Raw genomic sequence first — 11,984 nt, 5'->3', positions numbered from 1 at the left:
CTTCTTGCTTCTTGCTTCAACATATGCGATCGTCGCACTCTAGCGGGAGCGAAGCAACAGCACAAAACACCTGCTTCACTCCGGTGGCTGGGCGTGAGGACGAAACTATCCCATTAAAATTACGGTATCTATGACGTGGATCACACCGTTATCAGCTTCGATATCGGCAGCGACAACAGTAGCATTTTTTACCTCAAAACCGTCTGAGCAATCAATTTTAATCGGTGAACCTTCCAGGGAAGTGACAGAACCGAGTTTTGCCAAATCAGCCTTCATAAACTTGCCAGAGACAACGTGAAACATCAGAATCCGGCTCAGTTGGGGAACGTTCTGTACTAAAGTGGTGATAGTTCCGGGCGGCAACTTGGCAAAGGCGTCGTCATTGGGTGCAAAAACAGTGAAAGGGCCCGGACTTTTGAGGGCGTCTACCAAATTAGCCACTTGCACCGCTGTTACCAGGGTTTGGAACGAACCAGCACCTACAGCAATATCAACAATATCAGGCATTCAGTTTTACCTCATCTCATAAAAATTCTCCACTAAGTATCGTAAACTGATGTGGGAAACAATACCTACTTTATTTGTAAAAAAATTGCTAAGTAGAAGGAAGAAGGAAGAAGGAAGAAGACTTATGCAGTCAGCTTTTCGGTCATCCGTATTTTACGTTTAATTAAGTGGAGTTACTTAATAGGGGAATAAATATTATCGCCTATTGTGAGTACCGAGAATTAAATTACCCAATTTCCAATTGCCGATTCCCCAAACTAATCAGGGGCGCACTGCGCCCCCTACTAATTAACTAACTAAACTGGTAAACAATTATTTGACACCGATTTGCACTTTCACCACGCGGTTCTTTTCTGCTTCGGCTTTGGGCAAATTCAGGGTCAAGACCCCATTTTTATACTCAGCTTCTACGCTTTCATTTTGAATGCGGGTAGGTAGGGGAATTACCCGGCGGAAAAAGCCGTAGCGGAACTCGGAGCGAGTCATGCCTTTTTCTGTTGTCTGAGTTTCCGATCGCCGTTCGCCGCTGATAGCAACCGCTTCTGCTGTGACTTGCACGTCCAAATCTTCAGCTTCCATACCCGGAATTTCTAACTTGAGATGGATGGCTTCGGGAGTCTTGATTCGGGTCTTTTACTCGCTATCTTGGTAACTCACTGTCTTGTCCACCGGGAGTGTCCAAAAGAAGCGTAGGTATTAAACAAAGCACCCACCAAACCAAAAGTAGTGCCAATCACCAAAAACCCCTGGAGGGGACAACCACTGCCGAAAGTAGCCAAAAACTGTAAAATCAGGTCTTCCCCAGAACGACCAACCCCTTGGAGAGCAGGCACCAGACCGAGCAGCAAAAAGCTAGTCAATCCCACGCCGATTAACAATAAAGGGGCGAAAAAGCTCAACAGGCTCGTCAGCAGTACCGATCGAAGAAAATTAGGAAAAATGCTCATAGGAGTCACTAAATTCAGCTAAACTGCCGAAAGGTGTACAAGTCAACAAAACCTGTCTTTTTCCAAGATAGGTAGCGATCGCCCTTCGCGGCTAATTCCGTCAGAAATCTTAAATGTTAGAGAAGAAACTTGTTTAAGATTTGTAGATAGATTTCATTTTTTCCAGTAGTTATACAGTCCCAATCCCCGTGAGCCCTACTACATCTTCGAGTCTCACTTTATGGAGTCGGCGGTTGCTAGCAGCAATTTTATTGGGAGGCCAAGTAATGCTGCACTTGCTCACCCGCAAAATAAACCGTCGCAACACCCTCGACCAAATGGCAGCAGTTGGCCCAGAATCCCTGTTGATTGCTTTGCTGACTGCGGGTTTTGTCGGCATGGTATTTACAGTCCAGGTAGCCAGAGAGTTTATCAACCTCGGTGCCGGTAATGTCGTCGGCGGAGTCTTGGCCCTGTCTTTGACTCGCGAACTAGGCCCGGTTTTAACCGCCGTGATTGTCACCGGACGAGTAGGTTCGGCTTTTGCGGCGGAAATCGGCACAATGCAGGTAACAGAGCAGATAGACGCCCTGCTGATGCTCAGAACAGACCCGATCGACTATCTCGTAATTCCCCGCGTCATTGCTTGCTGCTTGATGCTACCAATTTTAACCATCTTGTCCCTCGTCACGGGCATCGCTGGCGGATTGCTGATTGCGACGACGATGTACGGAGTCTCTCAAACCGTCTTTCTAGAATCAGTCCGCACTTTTCTGACACTGTGGGATATTTGCAGCGCCACAATTAAAGCTTTTGTCTTCGGTGCTTTGATTGCTGTGATCGGTACAAGCTGGGGTTTAACCACCACAGGAGGGGCCAAGGGTGTCGGCCAATCGACTACAACTGCCGTGGTGACAGCTTTGCTGGCTATTTTTATCTGTAATTTTTTGATGACTTGGGTGATGTTTCAGGGGACTGGTAGCAGCGTACTCAAAGGCCTGTGACCATTGGTGTCAATTTAAGATAGAAACCCATAATAAATGTAGCTTGCACTCAAGTTTCGATCCCCCTAAATCCCCACCCCCCCCTAGCCCCCCCCAAGGGGGGAAGGGGGACTTTGAGTGCTTCCTGTCCCCCCCTTGTTAAGGGGGGCTAGGGGGGATCGAGTTGCTCATTAGCAGACGGTATACTGATACTACTTTTGACGTTAAGTTGACACCAATGGCCTTTAAGCTGGGAAACGGTAAAATATAAATTATTGACAAAATTCGTTTGGCTTAAGCCCGTGAATACAACTGCCTCTTCTAGCACACCGACAAATACGATCGAACTTGAACCCAGTTATGCGATTCCCCTAGTCCTCGTGCTTGCCGCCGTACCGCTGCTGTTCGTGCAGAAGTGGGTGAGTTTGCCACTTTCGCTGTTCGGCTTGTTTTTGATGTATCAAGCCGCTACCATCCGTCTGCAATTCACCCCAACCAATTTGGACATTTATCGATCGCAAAAGTTAATTCGCCAGTTTCCTTACCGAGAATGGCAAAATTGGCGGATATTTTGGCCCGCAGTGCCAATTTTGTTTTACTTCAAAGAAATTAACAGTATTCACTTTCTGCCGGTTCTGTTCGATCGTAAAATGCTACAGACTTGCTTAGAACAGCGTTGTCCCCGTCAAGACTGAAAAAGTTGTTAATTTTTAATTTTTCCGTGCCCCATGCTAAACAAAATTTCCCATGAATTCAGACGAATCTCCAACCCAAGAACCACAAGCACCACCAGTCCCGCCAACCGTTGAGAGCGAGTCTAATTTGCCCGTGCATCAGGATTTGGACCAACTCCCATCGCCGACAGAGGATTTACCAAGGGTGGAGATGGAGAAACCAGAACCCCTTGGCCAAATTGGGCCAGAAACAGACATCCAGTTAAGCGCGACAGATTCCGAAATCGCCCAATTCGTTGACGCAGCAAGTGCCCTCGCCCCCATTGTGCCTCCTATCGAATTATCCCAGGGCCAGGAGGAGTCCCCAATCGCTCAAATTCATCCGCAGCCAGACTCTACGCCAACGCCACTGGCAGAAATGGTAACAGATGTCCAAGAAAATGTTATCGAATATTTGGCAGAGCGAGTCCAAGCATTGCAGCAGCAAGCACAAGATTTGACCGATAAAATTGCCAGCCTAGAAGCCGAAAAAGTCAAGGCCTTAGAAGCATTGGGTGAGGCTCAAGCATCGATCGGACGTTTGGTACAAGACGGCTTGATTCAATTAGACCAGCGCAAACAAACGTTACAAATCGAAGTAGAAAAACTGGAACGTCGGCGCGATCGCATTCAAAAAGAAATGCGAACCACTTTCGCAGGCGTTTCCCAAGATTTGGCAATTCGAGTCCAGGGTTTCAAAGACTATCTAGTAGGCAGTTTACAGGATTTAGCAGCCACCGCCGAACTCTTAGATTTGACACCACCAGTACCGGAAAAAACACAGCAATTTACGGTGGAAGAATCTTCCTCCTCAGCACCCATAAATCCCAGATTTTCCGAACAGGGATTTCAAGAACAGGCTAAGCAAATTCGTCGCACTCTCGATCAATATCGCACTCTCCCGGACTATTATGGCCCGCCTTGGCAACTCCGCCGCACCTTTGAACCCATCCACGCCGAACGAGTTTCTAACTGGTTTTTTACCCAAGGAGGAAGGGGTGCTTTGCGGACTATGGGTTCCCGCTTGCAAAATATCCTGATTACTTCGACAATTATTTCTGTGCTCACCAGCGTCTATGGTAGTCGGGTGCGGACTTTGGTACTCGCCAACAGTCCAGAACGTTTGGGAGAATGGCGCCGGGGTTTGCAAGATTGTTTGGGGATTACTCGCAGCGATTTTGGCCCAGAACGGGGGATTATTATGTTTGAGTCTGCGGAGGCTTTGGCTCAAAAAGCCGATCGCTTGGTGAAAGATGGCAAATTACCGTTAATTGTGATTGATGAAACTGAGGATTTAATTAGTTTGTCAATGCTGCAATTTCCGCTGTGGCTAGCTTTTGCTCCCGATCCCCAAAGTTTGATAGCTGCTAAGGATTTTTAAATTGGTAATTGGTAATTGGTAATTGGTAATTGGTAATTGGTAATTGGTAATTGGTAATTGCTAATTGCTAATTGCTAATTGCTAAGTGCTAATTGCTAATTGCTAATTATGGTAAGAGAAAGGTTCCAAATCTTAAAAGTACACGAAATCTAAAATCAAAACATGGCTAGCTGGATAATTTTAAATGGAGCATTGCTAATTTCCGCTTACTTCCTCGGTTCGATTCCGACTGGGTACGCCTTGGGTAAATGGATGCTGGGAATTGATATTCGAGAGGTTGGTTCTGGTTCCACTGGTGCGACTAATGTGCTGAGGACTTTGGGGAAGTGGCCGGGGTTGGCGGTGTTGCTGGTTGATGTGTTGAAGGGCGTAAGTGCGATCGGCCTAATCCGCTACATTTACTCTCTCACTTTTACCCAACAGCTAGCAACCACCGCAGGTTTAGAAAACACTGAAACCATCATACCTTGGATGGCAACTCTAGCAGGTTTATTTGCAGTCTTAGGCCACAGCAAATCTATCTGGCTGGGCTTTACAGGTGGCAAATCTGTCGCTACAAGTTTGGGAGTTTTACTGGGTTTATATTGGCCAGTAGGTTTAGGAACTTTCGGGATTTTTGCGATCGTATTTGCAGTGTCACGAATTGTCTCTTTGAGTTCAATTATGGGTGCAATTAGCGTTGCTGGATTGATGTTTGTTTTAAATCAGCCGCTAGCTTATGTATTGTTTGGAATTGCGGGTGGCGTATTTGTAATTGTGCGGCACCGCAGCAATATTCAGCGGCTATTGAACGGGACAGAACCGAGGATTGGGGAGAAATTGGAAACAGCAGCTAGCGATTGATATCAATTCCAGTTGCACCGACATGATTTTTTACTGTTGACTACTGAATCAGAATCAAACGATCTTAGAGCATTGGAGACTTTACCATGACTCAAGCGATATCCAAGTTAATGATTTTTGATGAATTTCTGGAATGTAAACCAGAAAACGGACGCTATGAATTACATAACGGAGTTATTGTTGAAATGCCAAATCCAACTGGTAAACATTCAGCGATCGCAGGTTTTCAGTCCTTTGAGTTTGGTTTAGAAATTAGGCGCTTACAACTTCCTTACTTTATTCCGAAGGAATGTACAATTAAATTTAGCGACAACTCTGGTTACGATCCAGATGTGATTGTATTAGATAAACAAGCCGTAGCAGCCAATGAGTATCGATGGGAAAGAGAATCAGTTATTACTCAGGTAAATTCGATTAAATTAGTTGTTGAAGTAGTCAGCACCAATTGGCGCGATGATTATGCACACAAAATGATTGATTATGAAGCATTAGGAATTCCTGAATATTGGATTGTAGATTATTTGGGTTTAGGGGGTAGCCGTTATATTGGTGTTCCGAAACAGCCGACTTTATCGGTTTATCAGTTAGTTGATGGTGAGTATCAAATTAAGCTGTTTCGGGGAGATGAAAGGGTTGAATCAGCGGTGTTCTCTGAGTTGAATTTGACCGCCAAGCAAATTTTTAATTGTGGATAATTAGCTCAAGCTAATTAAAGGTTTGCAGGATGGATTGCAACATGAGATGACAATGCACGCTGTAGATATTTACAATAAAAATAATCTGGTTGTAAAATGCGATCGACCTATTAGATTCCTGACAACTTCGGCGAAGTCGGGGCACTGGGTATCGCGCTTAACAAAATCCCCAAAATTTTTCCAATATCTCTCAGGTAATATTCGATCGCATCAATAGACACAATCTGTCCCTCTAACTTCAAAAATCTCCATACAGTACCCGATGTCACAGCTCCATAAATAATCGGAATCTGATTTCCCTCTTCCTCATTAAATAATTGAGCGGCTAACATCTCGGCTGCACACTGCCCGAAACCAGCCTTAATATCTTCTTTTTTAGCTTCAACAAGGGTAATCACAGGGGCGCTGATAAACAGGCGTTCCGCTGACAAACTCATTAAAAAATCGCAAGTTCCATTTAATCCTTTTTCAGGAGCGACATTAAACTCGGAACCGGAAAATAAACCAATTTGGTAATTTAATTGTCGTCTAATTTCGAGTAAAATTGGTGCAATAATCAGTTCAGAACGAGCTTTTTCAGTATTTATATCTACTGCTAATCCTGCGTTTTCTTTCAAGGCTAATTTTAGGATTTCGCTAGATTCTACTTCTGATATATGGGCAAATAAATCTTGATTTTCCTGGAGAGTTAAGTCGAATTGCTTGACAAGTTCCTTTAGCTTGAATTCGCTGTAAGCCATTTTAAATTCTCTGTGGTTATTTTCCCAATTCTTGAGAACGCAAACAAGCTGCTTTCACTGCTTCGATCAGCGCGGAACGAAAGCCATTACTTTCGAGTTTAGCAATGCCGGCGATCGTTGTGCCACCGGGACTTGTGACTCTATCTTTCAATTCTGCTGGGTGCATTCCCGTTTCTTGTAATAGTTTCGCCGTACCGAATACTGTTTGTAGGGCTAATTGGGAGGCGATCGCCCGTGGCAGACCAGCACACACACCGCCATCTGTCAAGGCTTCGATCAAAATCGCCACATAACCTGGCCCTGAACCCGAAAGTCCTGTAACCGCATCCAGCATATTTTCAGGGACTTCCACCACTTCTCCCACCGCCATAAAAATCCGCTTTACCAATTCTAAATCCGCCGGTTGCACAAGTTTTCCAGGGGCGATCGCGCTCATGCCCGCCCCCACCGTCGCCGGAGTATTGGGCATCACCCGCAGCACTCCCCGCCCTGGGAAGGCGGGTTCGAGCTTGCTCAATGGTACTCCCGCCAAAATCGACACTACTAACGCTTCTGACTTAGTATTAGCAGTCTCTCCATTATTTCCCTGTTTGCGATCGTCCGCCACAGCCAATTCCAAAGCAACCGTCTCAAAAACTTGTGGTTTAATCGCCAAAAACAGCACTTCTGTAGCAGCAGCCACCTCTAGATTGCTAGCTGTTGTGCCAATCCCGTATTTCTGAGTCAAAAACTGGCGGCGTTGGAGTTGTGGTTCGCTCACCAATATTTCCGAAGGCAAATAAACTTTTTGTGCAATTAAGCGGGATAAGAGAGCTTCTCCCATGACTCCACCGCCGATCGTACCAAATTTTATCATAATTATTTGTTATTTGTTGTTGGTTATTTGCGTCGCCCTGCCCTTCGACTCCGCTCAGGAACCGCGTAGTCGAAGGGTTATTTGTTTTAGATTTTTACTACTGATTGGTTGTTATATCAATTCCGGTTGCATCGGAATGATTAAACCACAGAGAACACAGAGGACACAGAGAAAGAGAAGAGAGAAATCATAATTCCGATGTCAACGGATTTGAAATTACTCATGTTATTTGTCTCCCGCCTTGATGCCGGAGTCAGTAGTTATTAGTTAATAACTACTAACTACTGACTACTAACTACTGACCACTGACTGATGACTACTGAGCCATTTGAGCTTGTTCTGCTGGCCAGACTGTCGGTGCCGGAGCCGCAGTGCGGGGCCGTCCTTGAGCCGGAGGTACTTCGTGAACTACACCAGATTGAGTTCTTACCTGAACGCAGCTTGGTGTAAACAAGAAAATACTTTCGCCAATGCGTTCTTGATGACCGTCAAGGGCGTAAGTACCACCAGCTACAAAGTCTACAGCTCTTTGTGCTTGGTCTGGGTCCATAATGGTCAGATTCAAGACCACAGATTTCCGTTCCTTAAGCGCTCGAATTGCGGCCGGCATCTCTTCAAAAGTGCGCGGCTCCATAACTACCACTTCCGAAACTCCGTTCATAGCTCCAGGCATTCCAATCACGTTATTCATTACTGACCCTACTCCCCCGGTTGGTGTAACAACATCTGTATTTGTCGGTCCTACTACTGCTCTCTCCCGCATTCTGCGATTTTGGCGACGTTCTTCTTCAGCCGCCACTGCTGCTGCGGGATTCGGTTCAGGAGGTTGATAGGCGTTCTGATAGCGCGCCTCCTCCAATTCATCGTACTCGCCATCGTACTCTTCTTCGTTGTTAAAGCCCACAAAATCTTTTAGCTTGGAAAAAATGCTCATGATTTATTCTCCATAACGACTTTGCAGCCCCCACTATACTCGCCTTGCGCGTAAGTCACGGGTTGCTGACTAATTGATATTTAACCGATACTTTTTTGCTAACATTTGAAGTTAAGACCAGAGCTGATATCTTTGATGATTTCTACCTCTGGGTATTGCTGCTACATGAATTCCACAAATCTGGCGAGGTCATTTCGCTGTTTTGGTGAACTAAGTCGGCATTAGCAGACAAGGGTAACTCCAATTGCACCGCGCTGGTAGGAATCTACATCGTAGAGCCTTTGCTTAGCCTCGTTGTTGATGCTTTTGATTTTCCCGACCTTGGCGTATCTTCTTAGTGTGTGAGGATGCAAGCCCAGAAATTCGACCGATGATTCTGAGTGGTACCTATGCCATGAGTCGAATGTTAGCATATATGCGATATCATCCCCTCCTAGAACCAAATAAGGTTTGTCCTAGCCGTATCATAGTAGCACCGGCTTGAATAGCCAAGTGATAATCTCCTGACATTCCCATCGAGAGTTGCTCCATCTGAATGTGGGCAAAATTTTCCTGCTGGATTCGATCGGCAAGTTCGCGGGTAGTGTTAAAAAATTCTAGGATTTGTGAGTCATCTAATCCGAGGGGAGGTATTGTCATCAAACCTTGAATTTTGAGGTGCTGACATCTGTTGAGTTCGGGAAGGTCTGCCAGTAGTTCGGGGATAGTCCAGCCGTATTTGTCTGGATCGGGCAAAATTTTAACTTGCAAGCAAACTTGGGGAGAGCAGGATAGTTCTCCGGCTAGTCGATCGAGTCTAGTTGCGAGTTTTAAGTTGTCGAGAGAATGAATCCACTGGAATTGCTCTAAAGCTTTCGCAGCTTTGTTTGCCTGCAAGTGACCGATTAAGTGCCAATTGATACCTGGCAAATCTTGGAGTTGACTTTGTTTTTCGGCGGTCTCTTGAACCTTACTCTCCCCAAAGTCCCGAATTCCGGCATCGTAGGCTTCCCGAATCGCATCAGTAGATACTTGTTTGGTAACGGCAATTAACCTTACTGAGTCAGGCAATTGTTGGCGAATGGTAGCAATCCGAGAGGCAATAGTCATAAAAAAAACCGATCGGCAATTACCAATTTTTTATTGAAAAGTTCGCTTGTGAACGATCTGCAATTGGTCGTACTCCTTATATTGACCGCTGCGGCGGAGAGTGCGGAGGCGAATTTCGACCATTAGGCGAGCATCAGAGCGACTGATGGGTTCAAATCTCAAACCCCCTGGGCCGTTTGTTACTAAAAAAAACAAGCGCTGGGCGTATAGAGTCGTAAATAATTCTTGGCTGTCTTCAACCTGAGACACCCTGAATAGAAGGCCAAAATTGGGATGATTAAGGTAGGTTTCGGTAGTCATTAAAAGCTCACAATCGGACAATTTTAGATTTTAGATTTGAAATTTGAGTTTCGCTCTCAGATGGGACGGATGTGGTTGAATGGGGGCTGCAAAGGGCGATCGCGGTGGGCCTAAAGTAGTCTCCGTCGTGGATGAGGCTCTATTGCCACTGGCAATTTCCCCAAGTAGAGGCTAGTGTTGAGGCTGTTCCGTGCAGTCGTACCTTTGGGGCTCCACTGTCCGATCGTTCAACTTCGACATCTTTATCTTTATAGCGTAGTCCCCGCCATCCCGTGCCTAGGCAGGGCGGTTTCATTCTCCAAAAAACGAGGGCTTTGTAGGGGTAGTGCCCCCGTGCCTACCCCTTTGTAGGGGTAGTGCCCCCGTGCCTACCCCTTTGTAGGGGTAGTGCCCCCGTGCCATTGGTGTCAACTTAAGGTCAAAGGTAGCCACAGACTGCTGTTTGACTATTAAATCTAGATCCCCCCTAGCCCCCCTTAAGAAGGGGGGGATAAGAGTCCGATCTTTCGTCCCCCTTCCCCCATCCCCCCTTGGGGGGGGCAGGGGGGGGGTGGGGGGGCTAGGGGGGGGGTGGGGATTTAGGGGGATCTAGACTTGGCTATGAACGAGAGATACCAAGGCTTTCAGGCTTAAGTTGACACCAATGGCCCCCGTGCCTACCCCTTTGTAGGGGTAGTGCCCCCGTGCCTACCCCCCCACAGACCATTTTCAGTCATTTCAGGCATTGGGGCAACCGGGCGTGGGATTGCCCCTACAAAGAATGCAACAGCCCTGCGTGCCTAGGGCCTTGACAACGGCTTCTTTTGCTGGCCCGCGCTCTGCTAGTTGGTTCTACGAAACTCGATTCATTTTACCTTTAATGCTGCTATGTTGAGAATTTAGTTGCGCACAATCTTTTTGTGCGGCGGGCGTGTAAATTTTTTCCACAAAGCGATCGCCCAATCCCTCGCTTTGTGGCTTGAATGCGTGGAACGTCTAGTATCTATGTCCCTAGATAGATGTTCAATTTTAACTGTCCCAGCCCCAAACTAAGCGGGCACTCCAGAGGACTATTAAGCAGGCGATCGCGATCCAGTCTCGAATTTTTAAGTGCAACTTGTGCCATGCTACGCGATGTCGATCGGGACTGGTGAAGCCACGAACTTGCATGGCGCTAGCAATTTGTTCTGCTCGCAAAAGCAAGTTTTCTAACAATCGCTCGGCGATCGTCAACCATACTTGAGCAGCACGTCTCAATCCTAGTTTTTTCCAGTTTATGGCTCTGGTTCGGACCGATCGCACTAAATTTTGAATTTCTTCCAATACTAGGGGAATGAAGCGCAAAGATAAAGTTAAGGTTAAAGCTATTTCTGTCACCGGCCAGTTCAAGCGGCGCAGGGGCTGCATTAAGTTTTCGATCGCAGTGGTAATTTCTTCGCTGGCTGTGGTAAGGAGATAGAGGTTGGTGCTGTAAATTACTGTAAAAAATAAGGTGCTAACGTTGATAGCTAAATCTAGGGATTTGCGGGTGATTTTGATCGGGCCTTGCTTGAGTAAAACGTAATTATAATTTGTGGGTTGAGGGAGAGATTTTTGGGTTGGGGATTTGGGCTTTTGGTTGGTAGATTTTGAGTCTAAATTAAAGGGTTCGTACCAGGGTTTTGGTTTAGTGGGTTCGGGGAGAGTTTTCGGCTGCTGGGAAAAGGCTAATTCGTCGGCGGGGAGACGGGGCTGGTGTTCGGATGGGAGTGCATCAGGGGCGATCGTGCTCAGGCCAAATACTAACAAGCAGAATAGCAACAGCATTCCCATTTGCTGTTTCCACACGCGGAGGGGAATTGCTGCACCTAGTGTCAGGATGATTAACATTCCGACTAGCATCAATCGCCAGATTGGATTGGCGAGTATGGGCGCAATCAGGAATGTCATCAACCAGGCTAATTTGACTCGCGGGTCGAGGCGGTGGAGCCAAGTTATGGGTTGTTCCAGGTATAGTCCAATGGGAAGCGATCTCAATAAATCCATCTTGTGTTTGTTA

Annotated in this window: 14 protein-coding genes and 1 pseudogene; 5 read left to right on the top strand and 10 right to left on the bottom strand. The window is 46.3% G+C overall.

Features of this window, described 5'->3' with window-relative positions; translation table 11 throughout:
- Nucleotides 1-105: 105 nt before the first annotated feature.
- The 3 genes and pseudogenes from P2A85_RS04835 to P2A85_RS04825 form a co-directional block, all read right to left on the bottom strand.
- The gene (locus P2A85_RS04835; RefSeq protein ID WP_340523495.1) at nucleotides 106-507 is read right to left on the bottom strand and encodes a fasciclin domain-containing protein; all 402 of its coding nucleotides are present in this window, start codon (nucleotides 505-507) and stop codon (nucleotides 106-108) included.
- 312 nt (nucleotides 508-819) lie between these two features.
- A pseudogene (locus P2A85_RS04830) lies at nucleotides 820-1,128 on the bottom strand (Hsp20/alpha crystallin family protein); the annotation flags it as partial.
- Nucleotides 1,129-1,160: 32 nt separating this feature from the next.
- The gene (locus tag P2A85_RS04825) at nucleotides 1,161-1,454 is read right to left on the bottom strand and encodes a hypothetical protein (protein ID WP_377477852.1); all 294 of its coding nucleotides are present in this window, start codon (nucleotides 1,452-1,454) and stop codon (nucleotides 1,161-1,163) included.
- Nucleotides 1,455-1,642: 188 nt separating this feature from the next.
- On the opposite strand from P2A85_RS04825, the gene P2A85_RS04820 reads away from it, so the two are divergent.
- From P2A85_RS04820 to P2A85_RS04800, 5 genes are all read left to right on the top strand, one after another.
- A complete protein-coding gene (locus P2A85_RS04820; RefSeq protein WP_340523501.1) occupies nucleotides 1,643-2,437 on the top strand; it encodes an MlaE family lipid ABC transporter permease subunit in 795 nt (264 codons plus the stop codon).
- Nucleotides 2,438-2,718: 281 nt separating this feature from the next.
- A complete protein-coding gene (locus P2A85_RS04815; RefSeq protein WP_377477851.1) occupies nucleotides 2,719-3,111 on the top strand; it encodes a DUF3119 family protein in 393 nt (130 codons plus the stop codon).
- A gap of 52 nt (nucleotides 3,112-3,163) precedes the next feature.
- Nucleotides 3,164-4,510, top strand: coding sequence for a DUF3086 domain-containing protein (locus P2A85_RS04810; RefSeq protein WP_377477850.1), 1,347 nt, complete (start codon nucleotides 3,164-3,166; stop codon nucleotides 4,508-4,510).
- 162 nt (nucleotides 4,511-4,672) lie between these two features.
- Nucleotides 4,673-5,353: a glycerol-3-phosphate 1-O-acyltransferase PlsY gene (gene plsY, locus P2A85_RS04805; protein ID WP_377477849.1), complete on the top strand. Its 681-nt coding sequence runs from the start codon at nucleotides 4,673-4,675 to the stop codon at nucleotides 5,351-5,353.
- A gap of 86 nt (nucleotides 5,354-5,439) precedes the next feature.
- Entirely contained in the window at nucleotides 5,440-6,048 is a 609-nt protein-coding gene (locus tag P2A85_RS04800; RefSeq protein WP_341739722.1) for a Uma2 family endonuclease, read from the top strand.
- Between the two features lie 110 nt (nucleotides 6,049-6,158).
- On the opposite strand, the gene P2A85_RS04795 is transcribed toward P2A85_RS04800, so the two are convergent.
- The 7 genes from P2A85_RS04795 to P2A85_RS04765 form a co-directional block, all read right to left on the bottom strand.
- The gene (locus tag P2A85_RS04795; RefSeq protein ID WP_377477848.1) at nucleotides 6,159-6,788 is read right to left on the bottom strand and encodes a hypothetical protein; all 630 of its coding nucleotides are present in this window, start codon (nucleotides 6,786-6,788) and stop codon (nucleotides 6,159-6,161) included.
- Between the two features lie 16 nt (nucleotides 6,789-6,804).
- A complete protein-coding gene (gene proC / locus P2A85_RS04790; protein ID WP_340522163.1) occupies nucleotides 6,805-7,650 on the bottom strand; it encodes a pyrroline-5-carboxylate reductase in 846 nt (281 codons plus the stop codon).
- A gap of 310 nt (nucleotides 7,651-7,960) precedes the next feature.
- Nucleotides 7,961-8,578: a cell division protein SepF gene (locus P2A85_RS04785; RefSeq protein ID WP_371119244.1), complete on the bottom strand. Its 618-nt coding sequence runs from the start codon at nucleotides 8,576-8,578 to the stop codon at nucleotides 7,961-7,963.
- Between the two features lie 221 nt (nucleotides 8,579-8,799).
- Nucleotides 8,800-8,991, bottom strand: coding sequence for a MerR family DNA-binding transcriptional regulator (locus tag P2A85_RS04780; protein ID WP_377477847.1), 192 nt, complete (start codon nucleotides 8,989-8,991; stop codon nucleotides 8,800-8,802).
- Between the two features lie 10 nt (nucleotides 8,992-9,001).
- Nucleotides 9,002-9,667 (bottom strand): YggS family pyridoxal phosphate-dependent enzyme, encoded by a 666-nt coding sequence (locus P2A85_RS04775; RefSeq protein WP_377477846.1) that lies wholly within the window; start codon nucleotides 9,665-9,667, stop codon nucleotides 9,002-9,004.
- A gap of 30 nt (nucleotides 9,668-9,697) precedes the next feature.
- Nucleotides 9,698-9,967: a transcriptional coactivator PipX gene (pipX, locus tag P2A85_RS04770; RefSeq protein ID WP_340522155.1), complete on the bottom strand. Its 270-nt coding sequence runs from the start codon at nucleotides 9,965-9,967 to the stop codon at nucleotides 9,698-9,700.
- Between the two features lie 1,008 nt (nucleotides 9,968-10,975).
- On the bottom strand, nucleotides 10,976-11,971 hold the full coding sequence (locus P2A85_RS04765; protein ID WP_377477845.1) for an energy-coupling factor transporter transmembrane component T family protein: 996 nt from the start codon (nucleotides 11,969-11,971) through the stop codon (nucleotides 10,976-10,978).
- Nucleotides 11,972-11,984 lie beyond the last annotated feature (13 nt).

Source organism: Microcoleus anatoxicus (assembly GCF_042465725.1).
Lineage (GTDB): Bacteria > Cyanobacteriota > Cyanobacteriia > Cyanobacteriales > Microcoleaceae > Microcoleus > Microcoleus anatoxicus.
This window is presented reverse-complemented; position numbering and strand designations above follow the sequence as displayed.